Origin of the sequence: Cyclobacterium sp., assembly GCF_014762705.1 — a bacterium.
Classification (GTDB): Bacteria; Bacteroidota; Bacteroidia; order Cytophagales; family Cyclobacteriaceae; genus Cyclobacterium.
The window spans coordinates 16,652-35,380 of sequence record NZ_JABURL010000058.1 but is presented as its reverse complement, the minus strand read 5'-3'; the positions used below and the strand labels follow the sequence as shown (position 1 = coordinate 35,380).

At 43.8% G+C, this 18,729-nt stretch carries 17 protein-coding genes and 1 tRNA gene; 12 read left to right on the top strand and 6 right to left on the bottom strand.

Going from position 1 to position 18,729, the window contains the following annotated elements; translation table 11 throughout:
• Nucleotides 1–18: 18 nt before the first annotated feature.
• Nucleotides 19–2,010, bottom strand: a complete 1,992-nt coding sequence (gene dnaG / locus HUJ21_RS11100) for a DNA primase (RefSeq protein WP_291369746.1) — start codon at nt 2,008–2,010, stop codon at nt 19–21.
• Nucleotides 2,011–2,192: 182 nt separating this feature from the next.
• Here dnaG and HUJ21_RS11095 point away from each other — a divergent pair, with 182 nt between their 5' ends.
• The 6 genes from HUJ21_RS11095 (at nt 2,193) to HUJ21_RS11070 (ending at nt 9,693) form a co-directional block, all read left to right on the top strand.
• Nucleotides 2,193–3,290, top strand: a complete 1,098-nt coding sequence (locus HUJ21_RS11095) for an Mrp/NBP35 family ATP-binding protein (RefSeq protein ID WP_291369742.1) — start codon at nt 2,193–2,195, stop codon at nt 3,288–3,290.
• A gap of 2 nt (nt 3,291–3,292) precedes the next feature.
• Nucleotides 3,293–3,541 carry a NifU family protein gene (locus tag HUJ21_RS11090; RefSeq protein WP_291369740.1) on the top strand — a complete coding sequence of 83 codons (249 nt, stop codon included), beginning with the start codon at nt 3,293–3,295 and terminating at the stop codon, nt 3,539–3,541.
• 18 nt (nt 3,542–3,559) lie between these two features.
• The gene (locus tag HUJ21_RS11085; protein WP_291369744.1) at nt 3,560–6,616 is read left to right on the top strand and encodes a M43 family zinc metalloprotease; all 3,057 of its coding nucleotides are present in this window, start codon (nt 3,560–3,562) and stop codon (nt 6,614–6,616) included.
• Nucleotides 6,617–6,769: 153 nt separating this feature from the next.
• The gene (locus HUJ21_RS11080; protein ID WP_291369738.1) at nt 6,770–7,543 is read left to right on the top strand and encodes a PASTA domain-containing protein; all 774 of its coding nucleotides are present in this window, start codon (nt 6,770–6,772) and stop codon (nt 7,541–7,543) included.
• Nucleotides 7,543–9,381, top strand: coding sequence for a T9SS type A sorting domain-containing protein (locus tag HUJ21_RS11075; protein ID WP_291369735.1), 1,839 nt, complete (start codon nt 7,543–7,545; stop codon nt 9,379–9,381). Before HUJ21_RS11080 ends, HUJ21_RS11075 begins: the two co-directional genes overlap by 1 nt.
• Nucleotides 9,382–9,384: 3 nt before the next feature.
• Complete coding sequence (locus HUJ21_RS11070; RefSeq protein WP_291369733.1) at nt 9,385–9,693, top strand: rhodanese-like domain-containing protein; 309 nt, start codon at nt 9,385–9,387, stop codon at nt 9,691–9,693.
• A 264-nt stretch (nt 9,694–9,957) separates the two neighbouring features.
• Here the strand turns inward: HUJ21_RS11070 and HUJ21_RS11065 are convergent, their stop codons facing one another.
• Nucleotides 9,958–11,067 (bottom strand): site-2 protease family protein, encoded by a 1,110-nt coding sequence (locus HUJ21_RS11065; RefSeq protein WP_291369732.1) that lies wholly within the window; start codon nt 11,065–11,067, stop codon nt 9,958–9,960.
• On the bottom strand, nt 11,060–11,689 hold the full coding sequence (locus HUJ21_RS11060) for an HAD family phosphatase (RefSeq protein WP_291369730.1): 630 nt from the start codon (nt 11,687–11,689) through the stop codon (nt 11,060–11,062). The genes HUJ21_RS11065 and HUJ21_RS11060 overlap by 8 nt, the downstream gene beginning before the upstream one ends.
• Nucleotides 11,690–11,823: 134 nt before the next feature.
• Between HUJ21_RS11060 and HUJ21_RS11055 the strand changes: the two genes are divergently transcribed.
• The 3 genes from HUJ21_RS11055 to HUJ21_RS11050 all read left to right on the top strand — a co-directional run bounded on the left by HUJ21_RS11055 (nt 11,824) and on the right by HUJ21_RS11050 (nt 12,877).
• Nucleotides 11,824–11,897 (top strand) — tRNA-Ile (locus HUJ21_RS11055).
• Between the two features lie 382 nt (nt 11,898–12,279).
• Nucleotides 12,280–12,405, top strand: coding sequence for a DUF4160 domain-containing protein (locus tag HUJ21_RS25095; protein ID WP_366483687.1), 126 nt, complete (start codon nt 12,280–12,282; stop codon nt 12,403–12,405).
• Nucleotides 12,406–12,586: 181 nt separating this feature from the next.
• Complete coding sequence (locus HUJ21_RS11050) at nt 12,587–12,877, top strand: DUF2442 domain-containing protein (protein WP_291369728.1); 291 nt, start codon at nt 12,587–12,589, stop codon at nt 12,875–12,877.
• A gap of 81 nt (nt 12,878–12,958) precedes the next feature.
• On the opposite strand, the gene mgtE is transcribed toward HUJ21_RS11050, so the two are convergent.
• Genes mgtE through HUJ21_RS11035 form a run of 3 tightly spaced genes read right to left on the bottom strand, consistent with a single transcriptional unit; the run spans nt 12,959 to nt 15,949 of the window.
• Nucleotides 12,959–14,278 (bottom strand): magnesium transporter, encoded by a 1,320-nt coding sequence (gene mgtE, locus HUJ21_RS11045; protein WP_291369726.1) that lies wholly within the window; start codon nt 14,276–14,278, stop codon nt 12,959–12,961.
• A gap of 43 nt (nt 14,279–14,321) precedes the next feature.
• Complete coding sequence (locus HUJ21_RS11040) at nt 14,322–15,128, bottom strand: CBS domain-containing protein (RefSeq protein ID WP_291369724.1); 807 nt, start codon at nt 15,126–15,128, stop codon at nt 14,322–14,324.
• Nucleotides 15,128–15,949, bottom strand: a complete 822-nt coding sequence (locus HUJ21_RS11035) for a mechanosensitive ion channel domain-containing protein (protein WP_291369722.1) — start codon at nt 15,947–15,949, stop codon at nt 15,128–15,130. The genes HUJ21_RS11040 and HUJ21_RS11035 overlap by 1 nt, the downstream gene beginning before the upstream one ends.
• A gap of 582 nt (nt 15,950–16,531) precedes the next feature.
• Here HUJ21_RS11035 and HUJ21_RS11030 point away from each other — a divergent pair.
• The 3 genes from HUJ21_RS11030 to HUJ21_RS11020 are packed head-to-tail and all read left to right on the top strand — an operon-like array spanning nt 16,532 to nt 18,345.
• On the top strand, nt 16,532–16,690 hold the full coding sequence (locus tag HUJ21_RS11030) for a hypothetical protein (protein ID WP_291369721.1): 159 nt from the start codon (nt 16,532–16,534) through the stop codon (nt 16,688–16,690).
• Between the two features lie 3 nt (nt 16,691–16,693).
• The gene (locus HUJ21_RS11025) at nt 16,694–17,338 is read left to right on the top strand and encodes a hypothetical protein (protein ID WP_291369720.1); all 645 of its coding nucleotides are present in this window, start codon (nt 16,694–16,696) and stop codon (nt 17,336–17,338) included.
• Complete coding sequence (locus tag HUJ21_RS11020) at nt 17,335–18,345, top strand: S41 family peptidase (protein ID WP_291369718.1); 1,011 nt, start codon at nt 17,335–17,337, stop codon at nt 18,343–18,345. The genes HUJ21_RS11025 and HUJ21_RS11020 overlap by 4 nt, the downstream gene beginning before the upstream one ends.
• Nucleotides 18,346–18,729 lie beyond the last annotated feature (384 nt).

Sequence of the window (18,729 nt, the reverse complement as noted above, 5' to 3'; positions counted from 1 at the left end):
TTCCATTTTTTGTTTAAATCACCTTAAATTAAGTCGCAAAATTACGATTATGTAGTTACTCAACCGTTTTTTCGAAATATTAGGTGAATTCCTGGAGGTGATTACATTTCCCAATTCCTGGTCAATTTTGGTTTTTAGCTGGGTAATTTCCATGTATACCGGCAAGAGCTCATTCAATTCGGATTCTGAGGCATCTTTTATTTTTTCCTGAACCTCCAGCCTCATTTTTTTCAAATAAGCACTTTTAAGTTTCAATGAGATGCGGTAAGAGGTATCCGATAAATCATCCGATTCTTTTTTGGTAAATATTTGGTGTTTGATCTCCCAATTGAGCGAAATTTCCCTGCTCTGGGCGATCATGTTGATCACCTCCTTTTTGAGTTCACCGTCCTGCGTATCCAGGAAGTAATCAAACTTGGGTAATATTCCCTGCAAAAGGGCTTTTTTATAATGCAACAGCAGCTTTTGGAAAACCGGTGTGTCAAATTCCAGTTCCTTGATTTCTTCCAGCAGGTATTCGCAAACATGCATTTCCTCTGATACTTTTTCGAATCCATAATTGATCAAAATACGGATCAATTCCCGCTCTTCTTTGATGTTTTTGGGCTGGAGCTTGTCTTTCTCCTCCTCCGGCGAAGTGGGCAGTATTTGTTCCACGGAGGGAGTTTCTTCTGCCTGGCCGGTAGGTCTTTGCTGCTGTTTCAGAATCTGCCGGTTGAGCTCTGTCAGAAGGATATCTTCTTCCATAGCCAGCAACCTGGCCGATTCTTTGGCATAGACCGAGCGTACGATGGGGTCAGGAATTTTGGATATGCTCAGGACCACCTGCCGTATGGCTTCAGCTTTTTTTATGGGATCATTGGCCGCTTCACTGGCGAATAGATCAATTTTAAAATGGATAAAATCTTTTTCCTCAGTCTTCAGGAAATTTTGAAAACCGCTTTTCCCGGACTTCCTGGCAAAACTGTCGGGATCCTCGCCCGGAGGAAAAACCACAGCCTTCACATTCAACCCGCCTTCCAAAAGCATGTCTATGCCCCTCAGGGAGGCTTTTATTCCGGCATCATCCCCATCGTACAGAACGGTAACCTGATCGGAAAACCGTTTGATCATTTTGATCTGGGAAGCTGTCAATGAAGTTCCTGAGGAGGCCACCACATTTTCTATTCCTGCCATATGCATGGAAATCACATCCGTGTACCCTTCTACAAGGTAGCAGTTTTCTTCCTGCCTGATGGCCTTTTTGGCTTGATAGATTCCATAAAGCACATCGCTTTTATGGTAGATCGCCGTTTCCGGGGAATTGATGTATTTGGGCTGTTTTTTATCCTGGGTCAGTATTCTGGCACCAAATGCGATGGGTTTTCCACTCAGGTTGTGGATGGGAAAAACGACCCTCCCCCTAAAGCGGTCATAATAATTGCCCTTGCTGTTTTCTCTCTCAAGAACCAACCCGGCTTTCAGCAGGTTTTCTACCTCAAAACCCGATTTTTTGGCCTGAACAAGCAATTGGTCCCAACTGTCCAGGGCATAACCCAAATCGAATTTTTCAATGGTGACCGGATCAAAACCCCTTTCCTTAAAATAACTCAGGCCGATGGATTGGCCTTCCTCTGTTTTCAGGTTTTGCTGAAAGAACTCTTTGGCAAAATTCACCGCAATAAAAAGGCTTTCCCTTTCATTGTAGGCCTGAATATCGACCGGGTCCTGGCTGGCTTCCTCCTCAACTTCAATCCCATATTTCTGGGCCAGGTGCCGGATGGCTTCGGTAAATCCTATCCCCTCAATATCCATGATAAATTGGATGGGATCCCCGGCCTTGCCGCATCCGAAGCACTTGTAAATTTGCTTGGCAGGTGATACAGAAAAAGAGGGCGTTTTCTCCTGATGAAAGGGGCAACAGGCCCAAAGGTTTTGTCCTTTCTTTTTTAAGGATACATAATCGTTGACTACCTCTTCGATATCTACGCGCTCCTTTACTTTATCTGTGGTCTGAGGGGATAAGGCCATAACTTTGTTTGAACTGTCAAAGATAAGCTTAATCACTGAAACATGGTAAAGCCTGTTGCGTTGTATTGAATAAACTATTTGACAATTGGGATGTTTGGAATGAACGATTTTACTTTTAGCCGGTTGAAATTTTATTAAATGGCATAATAAGCCTAAATTGCAGGGAAATTTAAAGCGTAGGAATGGATATTTCGAAGGAGAAAATATTAAAGGCACTTGGTACCGTTGAAGATCCGGATTTGAAAAAAGATCTGGTCACTTTGGGAATGATTCAGGATTTGCAAATTGAAGAAGACCAAACGATTAAGTTTAAGGTCGTCTTGACTACCCCTGCCTGTCCTTTAAAGGAATTGATCCGGATGAACTGTGAGGAGGCCCTGAAAAAGGCCTTTGGCCCGGATGTTCGGATGGAGATCACCATGACTTCCAATGTGACGACTATTCGCAACGATTCCCCGCTTTTACCTAAAGTGAAGAACATTATTGCAGTAGCTTCCGGCAAAGGTGGCGTGGGAAAGAGCACCTGTGCTTCCAACCTGGCTGTTTCCTTGGCCCGGTCAGGAGCCAAGGTGGGCTTGATCGATGCGGATATTTTCGGCCCCTCGGTACCTACCATGTTCAATGTGGAAGGAGAGCAGCCGGCTGTCAAACAGGAAAATGGTAAAAATATCATACAACCCATAGAGCAATACGGCGTTAAGTTAATGTCTATCGGATTTCTGACTCCCGCAGAAAGTGCGGTGGTATGGAGAGGTCCCATGGCCAGTTCTGCCCTTAAACAGTTTATTGGCGATGTAGAATGGGGGGAGCTGGATTATTTGTTGATTGACTTGCCTCCCGGAACTTCTGATATCCACCTGACCATGGTTCAAACCCTGCCGGTAACGGGGGCAGTAATCGTAACCACCCCGCAAAAAGTAGCTTTGGCGGATGCCACAAAGGCATTGACCATGTTCAAGCAAGCACAAATCAATGTACCTGTTTTAGGAGTTGTGGAAAATATGGCTTATTTTACACCTGCTGAGTTGCCGGACAATAAATATTATATTTTCGGCCAGGGTGGTGGGAAAAAGCTTTCTGAGAAATACAAGGCACCCTTCCTGGGAGAGATTCCACTGGTACAGGGGATCAGGGAGAGTGGAGATAGCGGTTATCCGGCTGTATTGAAAGAAGGAGTAATAGCAGAAGCTTTTGCCTTGTTTGCAGAGAATGTTGCCAGGCAGATAGCCATCAGAAATGCCGAAATGACTAAAACAGAGGTAGTACAGGTAAAAGTATAAACATGTTGGATCAATATAAAGAACAAATCGAAAAGGCTCTGGATACCATCAGGCCATATTTGGAAGCAGATGGGGGGAATGTCAAAGTGATCGGTCTTTCCGGGGATATGGTATTGCAATTGGAATTGACAGGAACTTGCAGCTCCTGTCCCATGTCGACCATGACCCTTAAGGCAGGCGTGGAGGAAGCAATCAAAAAGGCAATCCCTGAAATCAACAGGGTGGAAGCAGTGAATGTTGAAGTTGCCTGAACCATCTTTTTGAATCATATGGTAAATTTCAAGCAAGCACTGGTACGTTTTTATGTCCCGGTGCTGTTCTTTTTTACAGGCATTTCTCCATTTTCATACAGTCAGGTTAACCCTACGCCACAGCATGTGCACACCGAACAATGTGGAGCCGTATTTTTGGAAGAAAAGCAAGCCAGTCAGCTGGGATACTTTGGGTCAAAAACCTATTTCGAAGGCTGGTTTGAGGACAAAAGAGCCCAACTGAGAAAACAAAACTCCGGCAGAAGGATACTTAATGAAGGGATCAGGCAAATTCCGGTAGTCGTTCATATCATTCACCAGGGAGAGCCTATAGGTGAGGGTGCCAACATTTCCGAAGCGCAGGTTCTCGATCAAATTCGAATCCTTAATGAGGATTTCCAACAAAGAAATGAAAATTTTTCCATTACCCCTGATGAGTTTTTAGGCGTTTCAGCCAGTGCAAACATTGAGTTCGTTTTGGCCAAACAAAGGCCCGACGGTTTGCCGACCAATGGAATCAACCGGGTGCAGGGCCCCAAAAATATTTACAGTTCAAGAGATGCCGCATTGGTAGCGGATTTGGTGTCCTGGACGCCGGAGGAGTATGTCAATATATGGGTACTCCCATTGGCTAGTATAGAATTGGGTTATTCCAGCTTTCCGATTTCGGACGAACTGGAAGGGCTAAACAATCCACCCACCTCCCGGAATCTGGATGGTGTAGGCATAGATACCTACCATTTTGGCAGTATAGGCAATGTGGAAGAAACTTCCCTAGGAAGGACCGCAACGCATGAGTTGGGCCATTTTCTGGGCTTAAGGCACATCTGGGGAGATGGAGGTTGTGAGGTGGATGATTTTGTGACAGACACCCCATTGCAAGACTCCCCAAATGCTTCCTGCCGGATAAATATTCCCCCTCGGGAATCCTGTGGTTCCAGGGACATGGTGGAAAATTACATGGATTATACGCCGGATCAATGCATGAGCTTGTTCACTGCAGGTCAGGTGGAAAGGATGAACGTGATCCTGGAATTTAGTCCCAGAAGAAATTCCCTTTTGACCAGCAGGGCTTTACAGGAGCCGGAGATGCAGGAGTTGGATCTGGCACTGGAAAAATTTCTTTCTCCGGTGGGGTTTAATTGTGACCTGGAAGTCCATACCCAGGTAAGGGTAATCAATACAGGTATATCCGACATTTCAGAAGTAAGGCTAGCTGTTGTTTTGAATGGGGAAACCCAATTTAGCCAAATGTTTGAGGTGGAACTCGTTACGGAAGAATCTGCTGTGCTGACTTTTGATCCGGTCATGTTTGAAGCCGGGGAAAATGTGCTGGAAGTGGAGATTCTGGAGGTGAATGGAACCGAGGATATGAATCCTTTTAATAACAGCCTGGTAACTTCGCCTGATTTTGTTCAGGAAGATAACCTGCCCTATGTTTATCCCGGACATGATGCGAATATGGCTTGGGATATTGTCAACGAGGATAATGCAGTTACCTGGCAGAGTATCAGCAGATTGATCGATGGCGAGCAGGAAGATTTGTTTTATGTCAATAGTTTTAATTACAATGGGAGTGGGGAATTGGATTACCTGATTAGTCCAAGATTCGATCTGACTGACATCCCTTCTCCACAGCTTTCCTTCGAAATGGCTTACGCCCCTTACAATAATCCCATTCTGCAGGAAAACCTTTTGGTAGCAATTTCTACAGATTGTGGCAACACCTTTGATTTGCTATCTGCCCCATACAATAAATCTGAGGAGAGCCTTGCCACCCAACCTGTAACCCAAAATGAGTTTTTTCCCAATGCTCAAAATCAGTTCAGAAAGGAAATTCTCAATCTTTCCCCCTATGCTGGTAATCCGGATGTTCGGATAGCCTTTGTTTCCATCAATGGTTTTGGAAATAATTTATTCATTAAGGATATCGCCATTGCGGAAGAAGAAATATTTAAATACGATTTTTCCCTGACCGGGATTGAAAATCCTTTGCCTGTGGTCAGCAGGTTACCACAGCAGGAAAGATTAAGTTTAACCAATGAAGGAAACCTGGATATTCAGCGTTTTAGAATTATTAGGTCCAGTAATGTTTTGCTTTTAGATACTTTGAATATTGAAGAACAATTGAATGCTGGCGAATCCGTCAACCTTACCTTACCCAATGACAATGCTTTGCGGTATGGGCTGAACAGGTTGAATTTTATCCTCAGAGACCCTAATTTTGACCAGAATCAGCCACAGGCCGATGAGCTGGATTTCTATTTTCAGGTAGACAGTTCGCGTATCAGAAGCCCCTGGAGGGCTGATTTTGATAGCAACAGTAATCAGATGGAATCCTGGGTAGGTATCAACCCTGAGGAGAATTTGCCCACCTGGAATTTCATTGGCGAGATCAACCAGGAAAGTAACCTGCTGAGACTGACAAGAATGCAGGCAGGTAATTCCTACTGGCTGGCTTCTCCTGAATTTTCACTGGAAGGGACCTCCCGTGCCAGCATGTTCTTTAACTGGGCCGGAATAGGCTTTGATCCTGAAAGTAATGCTACATTTTCTGTATGGGCAAGTACAAATGGAGGTTACAGTGGGGTTCAGCTTTGGGAAAGCAGGGGCAATGAGCTGGAAAAACTAACCGGTCCTCCCGGCTTTTTTCCGGATAACAAAAATCAATTCGAAAAAACCTATATCAATCTGAACCAATTTGCCGGCAGAGAGGGGGTGAGGATCTATTTTAAAGTAGATGGCGTGGATGATCCGGAGTCAGTATTGTACCTGGATGATATTGAAGTGTTTTTATCAGACAATCCCAATCCGGTAGAACCTGCGATTGATGAACTATTGGTTTATCCGAATCCCACAGCAGCTATTTTCAATATTGCGTTTAACCTGGAAGACTATGATGATGTAAGAATCAGGTTTTATAGAACTTCGGGAAAATTGGCCTATGACGTTGATTTCCCGAATACCCTGAACCAAACTTATTCTTTTAGTAAAGATCTACTGGGTTCTGGCCTGTTTATTGTAGAAATTTCGGGGAACCGCATTTTTACTACTAAAAAATTGATAATTCAGTAATACCAAAATTAGGGAATAGACGTTAAAACAGAAAAAATACGCCATGTCATTCTCCTTCTGGAAATATAGCTGTAATTTGCGGTAAATTTTAGATGGGGTAAAATTCCATTTACCAGTTGCCCTTTTATCCGTGAGCTTTGCATTTGTAAAAACATGAATGATTTAAAAACAGGACTGAAAAAAATCGGGACCCATTTGTTGATTATATTGGGTGTCTTATTTGCGATTTTATTGATTTTTTTCAAAATTTATTTACCGGGTTATACCCACCACGGGGAATCCGTTTCGGTGCCTGATTTGGAGGGATTTGATTATGAGGAAGCCCGGAACTACCTGAATGAAAGAGGTCTTGCTTTGGAGATTACACCGGACAGTGGGTTTGTTGCCGAAGCCAAACCCCTGGAGGTATTGAAGCAAAATCCCAAACCCGGGGCGAAAGTGAAGCAAGACAGAAAAATTTATGTGACCCTCAATGCTGAAAATGCACCGCTGGTCCGCATGCCCAATCTGGTCAATACCCCGCTTAAAAATGCACAGGAGATTTTGCAAAATTTCGGACTGGTAAGAGGAGATATTGTGTATGTTCCGGATATTGGGCTGAATGCGGTTTTGGAACAAAAGTACAGGGGAAGGGAAATCAAAGAGGGATTTGAAATTCCAAAAGGCTCACAAATAGACCTGGTGGTAGGTGATGGCCTGGGCAATCAGATCCTGGAAATGCCCAACATTATCGGAATGGATGATGTGGAGGCCGAATTTTTAATTTTGGGATCCGGTTTGACCATGGGTAATATCAACTATGTGGAAACGGATACTGTGCCAAAAGGAACGGTAGTCAAACAATTGCCGCCTGCAGGTTTGGATATGAAAACCGGAGAGCGGGTGGATGTCTGGGTATCTGAACTATCCAAAGAAATTAACTTTTAATGTCAAAAAGAGGCTTATCGGTCATTACCATTTTGCTGTGTTTCGTCCTTTGTTTCCATCAGAACGGATACGGGCAATTCAGACAACTACCGATACCTCAATCGCCCAATAAAAAGCAGGCATCTATTCCCAATCTAAGGGTAAATGAGGAGCATGTACAACTCCCGTTTTGGGAGGATTTTTCTTCGGGGCTGATATCGGAAAACAAATGGGAATCCAGGGGAGCCATAAGCTCCTTCACCATAGGAAACAATCCTCCATCACTTGGAACAGTATTTTTGGATGGGGTAGATGAGAATGGCAACCCTTATTCCCAAAGCCGCTTGCAAAATGGAGAGGGTGATGAACTGGTTTCCATGCCCCTTAATTTAACGGATTTGGATCAGGAAGCGGCTGCTTCCCTGTTTATCAGTTTTTTCTGGCAGGCAGGTGGCCAGGGAGAAATGCCGGATGAAAACGATGCACTGGGATTGTACTTTTTGGACAGGGAGGACAACTGGCAGGAAGCATGGAAGCAGCAGGGCGGAGAGGAGCTAAGCAGTCAAAATTTTGAACAGGTCATTCTGGCTGTTGCCCCCGAGTTCCATCACGAAAACTTCCGATTTAAATTTGCACATAGCGGGCGTTTGTCCGGACCTTTTGATACCTGGATCATTGATTATGTTTTTTTAAACAGCGGAAGGGATGTAGCGGATATCTTCACCGAAGACAGGGCCCTGAGCAGGTTGCCGGGCAGCCCTTTTGCACCCTACCAGGCCATTCCGCATTTTGAGTATGTACCTGAGCAGCTCACCGGGACCGTTGATGGAGAGTTTAAAAACCTGAACAACCGCTTTCGGGCCATGGAATATACCATAGAATTCCTGGATGCGGCTACTGGAAGGTTGATCGCCGCACCCAACAGGAGAACACCTTTCAATCCTGTTCCCCAGGCTTTGGAGCGAAGGGGATTCAGCAGTAACATGCCGGAATCCCTGGATATCATGGCAGACAATCCCTTTGATCTTGAGGTGCTGACCACCTTGAGTGCGGGGGACACCTATTTGGTGCAAAGCATTACCGGACAGGATACCCTGTACCATGAAAATGTAGACTTCAGGGTCAATGATACCAGCAAAATAGTGATCCCTTTCCGGGATTTTTACGCCTATGACAATGGCTCACCGGATTATGCGGCCGGCATCAACCAGCGAGGAGGCATGCTGGCCCTGCAATACGAGGCCTTGAATCCCGGCTACATTTCCGGGGTAAGTATCAATTTTACCAACTTTTCGCAAAGAGGCAATGCCATTGAATTGATGGTTTGGGATTCACTGGATAATGCGCCATTGTTTCAAAAAGAGGTAATTATTCCACCGGATACGGCACTCAGCGCTTTTGCTTATTTCCCCTTAGATACCAATATCATGGTTCAGGAAACTTTTCATGTTGGGTTTACCCAGTTTTCGAATGATTACATCCATATAGGGCTGGACAAGAGCGGGGATACAGGAGATAAAATATTTTTCAATGTGCTGGGTTCCTGGCAACAAAATGAAGAGGTGGCTGGCAACCTGATGATCCGACCCCACCTGAGTCCTTCTCCGCCCGTGGAGGTTCCCGAAGAAACGGACACCGATATGCTGCTTTACCCCAATCCGGTACAGGACCTGCTTTATATAAGTGGAGAGGTCAGCGAAATTGAGGTATTTGATTTTCAGGGCAGGCAGATAAAAATCCCCGTGGAGGGAGAAAAAAACAGTAAAATCCTTAATTTTACGGGAAGTCAAAAGGGGATGTACCTGATCAAAATGATGAAAAGTGGATATCCGGTCACCAAAAGAATTATAGTCAATTAAAGCATGGAAGATATAGAAGTAGACGAGCTGAAAGAACGTCTGGAAAAAAATGAAAAATTTGTTTTCATTGATGTGAGGGAAGCGTACGAATATGAAGATGATAACCTCGGCGCATGGCTCATACCACTGGCCCAGTTGCCACACAAACTGGCTGAACTGGAAGCCCATAAAGAGGAAGAAATCATCATCCACTGCCGTTCCGGTGCAAGAAGTGGCAATGCCAAGCAGTTTTTGGAGAGCAAAGGCTTTCCAAAAGTCAGGAATGTGTTGGGAGGCATTTTGGCTTACAGGGAGCTGGAAGAAGAGGATTAACTCCACTCATTATTTAAAATTCTGATTTATTGATAGTTACGTATGTGAATCCCCCTGGCCCCCTTGGTAAGGGGGAGTCGTTTGCGTTGGCATGGTCGGTAACCAAAAACCTTTTCATACCCTAACCCGATTACATGGCCTGAATTCCGCAGTGAATTCCAATTTCAGCAAATCCCCCTTTTTAAGGGGGTAGGGGGATTTTTTCGAGGATTTAAATTTGTAATGCCTTGCCACCCTTAACCCGATTGCATGGCCAAAGTTCAGCTATTCAATTACAAATGGTCTGGGGATAAAGCAGAGAATGAAAATCAGAATGGCGATCCAACCGAGAATTTTTCGTTTATCATCCAGGGGTCTGCCATCCAGCACCTCGGGATGCCGGATGCCCAACACCCGGCCAACCAAAAAGGCAAACAAGAGCCAGCCGGAGTAGCCTTCTATGCCCGGATATATACCGGAAATGCTGTATTGAACAGCCGCAATTCCCAGGGCCATGATCCATTTGTTGACATTGGAGAGGGAGGATTTTCTAAAGCAGATATACAGAAAACCGATATATAGCGGCAAGGCAAATATCAGGTAATTCAAATCCTCAAAGGGGTTGACCAGGCCCAGTCCGGCAAAAAACAGAAAAAGGGTATAGGCGATCAGGGATAATTTTTCGTGCTGTTTGGGAAGAATGCCAAATACCACATGCCCCCCGTCAAGCTGCCCTATAGGCAATAAATTTAAGGCTGTAAAGAACAGGGCCAGGTAACCGGCAAAAAGGTAGGGGTAGTGGATGACCTCCGCCATGTCCGGCATTCTTTCGGGGTCTGCCAGGGACTTTTCCATCAGCCAGAATAACAGGTTGTATCCCAATTGCACATCCATCACATTTTCATCCGCTTCCTGTTCATAGTCCGGCTCAGCATATTCCGGGTGGATTTCATAAATGTAAGAGGCCTCCGGCAGGTTGGTAAAGCCGTAGGTCAACACGGCAAGTGCCAGCACAAAACCTGCCAGCGGCCCGGCAACGCCGATATCAAAGAATTTCTTCCGGCTGCTGACCAGGCTTTTCATTTGTATTACCGCACCAAAGGTTCCTATAGAGGGTGCGCCAATAAAACCCAGCCAGGCAGGGATGAAAAAGGGCAGGGAAGACCTTACCTTATGGTAGAGGGAGGTGAAAAGGTGGCCCAGTTCGTGTACCAAAAGGATGCCGATAAAGGGGATGGAAAATTGCATGGAAAGGAAGAAATACGCCCAGGTAAGGGGTCTTTCATCCGATAGCACACTTCTTCCGTACAGCCATTCCCCTCCGGCCAGGGTGGTGGCTATCAGTGTGAGTAGAAATAAAATGCCATGCTTGAGATAATCCTTTGAGCTATACATTACCGAAAAAGTTGATCAGGGCTTTAGGGTGGTCAATATGAATGGTTTTAATGCCAACTTTTTCTGCACCCAAAAGGTTTGCTTTCAGGTCATCAAAAAACAGGCAGGATTCGGGTTTGGCTCCTATGGTCCTGACTACCTCCTGGTAGATGGCTACCCCTGGTTTCCTCAGGCCCATTTCATGGCTTAAAAACAAATGGTCAAAAAGTTGCGGCCAGGCACCGGCCGGGAGCTTTTGTCTGAAAACCTGTTCCACGATTTTAAAGTGGATGGAATTGGTATTGCTGAGCATGTACAAGGGGTACTTTTTTTTGAGTTTGAGCAGCAGGTCCAGCCTTTCCTGGGGGATATCCACCAACAGGCTGTTCCACACCTCATCGATCCAGGCATCTTCCCAATCCGCTGAAAAATATTCCCGAACGCCATTTCTAAATCCGGCTTCATCAATTGTTCCTGTTTCCAGGTCCATATGGATGGGGGAAACCATAAACTCCTTGACCATGGCGTGCTTTTCGTTGGGCAGTTTGGTATACAACTTATCAAAAGTCCGTTGGTAATCAATATCATAGATGACGTTTCCCAGATCAAAGATCAAAAGTTGGATTTCCGGATGCTTTTTCATAGAGATTTAAGTTGTGAAATTAAAATCAAATATGTAACATTGCAGTCCCAAAAGCAAGGTAAAACGGGCGAAATGGCGATGTAAGTGCCGCGATTGCGTTTCTGCAAGGAGTAGCTGAAAACGTTTTACACTTTGGGCCTATAACTCAGTTGGTTAGAGTATCTGACTCATAATCAGAAAGTCCCTGGTTCGAGCCCAGGTGGGCCCACAATAGTCCTGGATATCAGGTAGTTACAAGGAGTTGGTGCAGATTCACCAAAGGAATTGTAAAGGGAATTAGTCCTGTCGGTTGCTACTGGCAGGATTTTTTTTATGCTCGTTCCCAAAAGTTAAAAGAAACTGTAAAAAGTCATCTCGAATTTACCTAATGGCTGGCAACTTTCCGGCAAATGAAAATGATAGTTGAATGTTTCCGTAATTTCCCTATATTTAGCGGGGATTCCTTTTCAGACCCTATGGTAACTAACGGAAAGTGTTGCGGTTAGCCAATAGGAATTATTCATGGTGAGAGACCTATAGCATACTTTGATTTTCAGTTCAGGTGGAGATTTTGTAAATTTAAGACAGTTAAAAATTAACAAGATCGGATAATGCCAAAGATATTTGAATATTTAGGGATTCTGATTTTCTTCTACTCGAATGAGCACGAACCAATACATGTTCATGCAAAAAAAGGTGAGTTTGAAAGCAAAGCTGAATTCTATATTATATTATAGATGGCAATATTTCGGAGATAAAGATTACAGATATTGTAGGAGCCCGTCCCCTGAAAGGAAAAGACCTTAAAGATTTTAAGGTTTTTCTTGAAAAATTTGCTGATAATGTAGTGGAAAAATGGATTAGCTATTTTATTTATCATAAGGATGTGGAGTTTGAAAAAATTACAAAAAGATTGAAATGAAAATAATTGTTAACTATAAGGATTCAGAATCTGGATTTAATCAATTGAAAATTGATACTGCGAAATATTTGTCGGATTATACAATTCGTATAAGGTTTAGTGATGGAAAAGAGAATATAATTGATTTCAAACCATTTTTATCAAAATCTCTTCATCCTTCGATTAAGAAATATTTGGATGAAAATAAGTTCTCTGATTTTTCATTGACAGATGGCAATTTGAACTGGAACGATTACGACTTGATTTTCCCTATTTCTGATCTATATAATGGGCAAATAGGAGTATAATCCACGAAACCACAAAAAGGAAAATATTCAGAATTCACAACCTAATCATGAATAAACCGAGCCGCCAAATTCCCTGAAACCTTATCCTACAATGTTCAGCACATCTGCCAGTGCCGTGGCCAAACCCAAAAAACTTAAAAATCCGAAGATGTCTGTCACCGTGGTCAACACAATCGAAGAGGAGGTGGCGGGATCCTGTCCCAGCGACTTCAATATGATCGGGATGACCGCTCCCGAAAATCCTGCAATGATCATAGATACCACCATTGAGATGCCAATGACCACAGACAGGCCGAAGGAGGAAGCCCAGAAATAAACGATGACAGAAGTGGTTAAGGCTACGGCCAGCCCATTGATCAAACCAACCATAATCTCTTTTCTCGCCACCTTAAACCATTGCGCTATCCTGATTTCTCTGAGTGCCAAACCCCGCATGGTGACGGCCAGGGCTTGTGAACCTGTATTGCCCGACTGCCCTGCCACCACCGGTAAGAAAACCGCCAGCACCGTGATTCTGGCTATGGTATCTTCAAAAAAGCCCACTACCAGCGAAGCCATAAATGCAGTAATAAGATTGATATGTAGCCAGGGTAACCTGTTCTTTACCGCAAGAGAAACTTTTGATAGGGCTCGCTCTTCTCTACCTGCACCAAACATCGCTTGAAGGTCTTCTGTGGCCTCTTCTTTGGAGGCAGCTACCAGGTCACCGTTTCGAATTACGCCCAGTAGCTTGTTATTGATATCAATAACCGGCAAATGAATGATCCTCTTTTTTTCCAGCAGTTCCACCACATCTTCAACAGGTGCTAAGGCATTTATCACGCCCAAAGGAGCTTGTATGATATCTTTTAATTTCACCCTGGGCTCCGAAATGGCTATTCTTTGAAGTGCCGCTACCCCCAAAAAAGTGCCTTCATCGTCTATTACATAAATATTGGCAATTCGGCGGTCTCCCAATACCCGCAGGCGCTTCAGCACCTCCTCCACGGTATTTCCTGGATGGAAAGTAGTTGTCATGGGGTTCATCAAATGACCCGCAGAATCCAGAGGATAGCTCATCAGCTCTTTTATTTCCCGGGCCAGTGTGGGGGATAACAAAGCCGTTTTGGCTTCAGCCGTTTGCTTATCCAGACGGGATAGCAATCTCGCTCCCAAATAAGCATCGATCGTAGAGAATATGTGAACAAACAATTGATTATCCATTAGATCAATGACTTCTGTGGCAATATCGGGATTCAGGCGGGCAAACACCTTTTTGGAAACGTTTTGATCCTGTCTTTTGAGATAATCAATGATCTCCTCAGTGGAAAAGCCATTGAGCACTGAAGCGGCATCTCCGGGAAATTGCCTGAAAAAGCCATTTATCAATTTTTCTTTAGCGGAGGTAGGGATTTGTGACATGATAAAAATTTTAGCTATTTAATGGAATGGGGATATTGGGTTTTCATTCTGCCGAGCTCCCCAAAAAACCCATTAATCCGACACGGTAAAGCTCTCCAAGTGCGGCACCCGCCTTGATAGCTTGTTTTCCCATCACATCTTCGCTTTTTACACTTCCCCGGCGGACGGCTTCCAGCCTTAATGAGCCGACGAGAACACCCGAGCGATCTGTTACCGGCAAGGCATAATAGTAAAGCCAGCTTTCATGGTTTATGACCGTTTCAAAATGAACATCATCATAGAGTTTTGGCACACTGGTAATTGCCAAAGTTGTAAGAGGGGCATCCTTACCGGCCAACAGCAGGTCTTGCAGTTTTACAAGGCCGTGAAGTGATTTGTCCTGATTCACCACAAATACGTAAGGAGAGCCGAGCCGTTTGTGATCCTTTAGGAAGGTCAAAGCCTTGCCCACCTTGACGGATTTTCGCAAAGTAAATAAGATGGGATCCATGAGGGCGCCTACCGTATTTTCAGGGCTCTTCAGCTTCAAGCGCAGTGGACCTGAAATTTCCGGTGCCAGATCTTTCAATAGTGAATCACGGAGCGACCCCTCCATCTGTCTGAGTATCAATTCAGCCGTTTTCAAGTCTACATCTTCCAGTATTTCGATTGCGCAGGTTTGGTCAAGGCTTTCCAAGATTCGGGATGCTTTGTAGGCATACATCGGCTCCAGAATTTTGGCTGCCAGGGCAACGGGGATTTCCTGTAACAAGCTCGCCACCTCTTCGGGCTCAAGCTTTTCGAGAATTTGCGTGGCTGCCAGGCCGTGTTCATGAATAAAAGCCTCCAATATCTTTTCATCTGTACCCATTACTTTTCTTTTTTGATCAAGACAGACTTTACTTCATTAAACTCCTTAGAAGGGATCGTCACCTGGCCGGTTTCTGATTCCAAAAGAACTGATGTATTGCCAATCTTAATAATCCTGCCTTCTATACCGCTGATCTTCACATAATCCCCCTCTTTGTACAGTTTATGGATGTAATAGGAAGCGAGAATATTGCTGACCGATGTTTTAGCACCCAGGCCAAATGCCAGTGCCGCACCGAACAAAAGAGCCGCTAAAAGGATGTTTATCAATTGTGTGAGGAACGCAATATTGACACCTATCTGATCAACGGCAATAATAATGGAGGTGATGAGAATAGTGTACTGCACTATATTTCCGAGGATATTGCCATAAGAAATGGCGACCTGGGCCGTGGCGGAAGTAATCAATTTTCCCACCATCCTGCCAGCAATGATTCCTACAAAAACAATTAAAATGGCAGCTAAAATTCTTGGTGCATAGGTCAGGACGCTTCCCAGCCAGTTGGTAATAATCGATAAACCAAGTACTTCCGTACCGAGAACAAGAAAGAAAACAAAAATAATCCAGAAGAATGTCTTGCTGATAAATGTGGCTGAAGGGCCGAAGTTGATGTGTTGGATCTTGTCTCTGAACCTGTCATTAATCAGACTGTTTAAGTAAATCAACAAACGCCTGACCACCCATTCAGTGAGGCGCGCCACCAAATAACCTATTGCAAATACAATAATGGCAAGGATAAGTTTTGGAAGGATAGTGATCAGGCCATCCCTGAAACCAAATGCCATTTTACGAAACTCTTCTACTAGCTGACTATAATTCATTGTTTAAACTTACCTGAATTAAAGAGACTTTTCATTAGTATCTTTCCAAAGTACAAAAATACTTCAACTAATTTGCAAAAAACATTATTTTCAACCAGAATAGCATGATGTGAAAAGCCCTTCCTGTCCATCACGATCTCATAAACACCACTATTGTCTAATTCCACTAAGACCCTTTCCTTGCCTTGTTTCAGCCGGATATTAACTTTGCATTGGAGATGAGACTGCACTTACCCCAGCTTCCATGGGTTCGTTAAACTTTCCTTAAGTTTCATTCCCGTCGGCTGGCGGTTATTTTCAAAACCCTAGAGGATCCAATGGTTAGAAAATGGCGGCAGGCTTTTGCGGTAGGATACCTGTCTCCTGCGAATCTGAATGCAGCCGTTTCCCGAAACTGTTCAGTTTTTGCTGAGGTGTAATAAAAAGGGGAGGAGTAATGCGCTCTTTTTCAATAATTTGATTTTTATTTTTGGATTAATCCATACATTTGAACCTGAAATAGGTAAGCTTTTGTGCCTCCTTTGGATTGGATCATTTACCATTATATCGAACTCATCTTCAGGTCTATTTAATTATTTCATCTTGAAAAAACTTGCAATTCTTTTTGTGGCCTTTCTTTGCTGGCAATCGGGCAATGCGCAAGAGCAGGAAGGGTACTGGGGCCTGGCTGTAGGGATTAGGTTACAAACCGTACAGGATCAATTGATTACCCGAAGTCGCTACAGTGGTGCGCCAATCTAATTCATGATTGATCATCAGCGCCGAAAAACACAAAAACTTAGCCATTTCCAATTTGAAGGAAGTATTGGTTCGCTTAAGACCAGGGAATTTGAAATTGGAAAATCTTTGCGCCGGTACCAGCAGCCGAAAGTTACTTCCTACTGGAATGAAATCAGCTACGCTTCCCTTTTTTTGATCCGGGAGTCTGAAAGAGGAAATTGGTGGTTAGGTCCCTCCATTTCAAGTCTGATCCATGTCCGCTTTTCTCCACGATGGGACAATAGCTCAATCAATTATGATTTCAATGCAAACTTCCAGGCTGAACTAAGCTATCGCCATAATTTCCAGCTTTTTGGTAAAGAAATGAAGGGCAATATCGGCTTTAAACTTCCTCTTATTGGATTCATGACCCGACCGGTTTTTGCTGGTGTGCCAGAGTTTTTGGATCAGGAAAGGAGCTTTGAAAGTCAGTTGTTTGATAATACCAGGATAAGTTGGTTGGGAAACTTTCCCCGTTTTCAATTCGATAATTTTGTGGAGTCTCCTATTTATGGAGGCAATAAAATCCAGTTGATCTACAATTGGGAGTATTATTCTTTCCAAAACCCCAGCCTGGTACAAACTGCTGCCCATACTTTAGCCATCAACTTTCTAATGCGGACAAGATGAAAAAGCTGACTGGAATAGTGACCTTATTGACAATGCTGTTTTGTCTCTCTTGCGAGCAGATTCTTTTGGATTCACCACCGGATAATACCAATACAGAAAATTTTGATATTCTTTGGGAGGTCATGAATGAACGCTATTCCTTTTTTGACTACAAAAAAATTGACTGGGATAGTGTAAAAAACGTTTACCGACCCATGGCGCTTCAGGCGCAAAATGAAACAGCGCTTTATGATGTAATGGCTGCGATGCTGAATACCCTGAGGGATGGTCATGTAAATCTTAGAACACCTTTTGACATCAGCCGATATTTACCCTACCTGGAAGCTCCATCCAACTATAGTTTCGACGTTTTGGAACGTAATTATCTGGGGGATTATCGAATCACTGGATATCTTCTCAATCAGGAGATAAACGGGGTCGGCTACATGCATTACCGAAGCTTTACCACCACTATTCTTGAAAGTGAGCTTGACCTTGTTGTAGAGCGGTTTAAAAGTTTGCCCGGAGTCATCATAGACATCAGAAATAACGAAGGAGGTAATCCGGAAAATGGATTGAAAATTGCCGCCCGGTTGATTGAAGAACGCACGAAAATATATTCCTACCAAATGAAAAATGGTCCTGGTCCGAATGATTATTCACCACAAAAGGAGGTCTTTTTAAACCCAAATACCGAATTCCCGCATTTTGAAGGAAGGGTGGTCGTTTTGACCAATCGGAAAGTGTATAGTGCAGGGTCTTACTTTTCAGCTTATATCAAAGCCATTGATGGGGCAATCCTGATGGGAGATGATACCGGAGGTGGTTCTGGAGTTCCTGCAGGGTATGAACTGCCCAACGGTTGGTATTTCAATTACAGTTCCACTATAGGGTATACCGTGAATGGACTTAATTTTGAGGCTGGTGTGCCGGTGGATATCCGGGTGCAAATGACCCCTGAAGATGTGGCTGAAGGGAAAGATCCAATTTTGGAAAGAGCGATTGAGTACATTAAAACCGGAAGCTAACAGGTACAGGGTTAAAATGAGGATACAAAATACCAACTTAAACACAGCTGATTTATCTTAGAAGTCAAATAAATATTTAAAAAAATTCAATCAGACATAAAATGACACCGTCTGACTTAATTGCCAAACCGAGACGACTTGATCGGCAGTGCAACTGGACAAAATCTAAGACAAATGGTAACGAAAGAAAAAGAAATGGTCCCCGCTTCGCATTATTGATCCCGAATGGATTCAGGACTGCCTGCGCTCTTTACACACTTTTCCCAAACCCGGTGGATCCAAAGCTTGAAGCCAAAGTTTGCGGAATCCATTCAAAATTTTACCAAAAACCTATTAGCCTGCTACAATCGGACAGTTTAATCTCGTTCTGGTTTTTAAAAATGC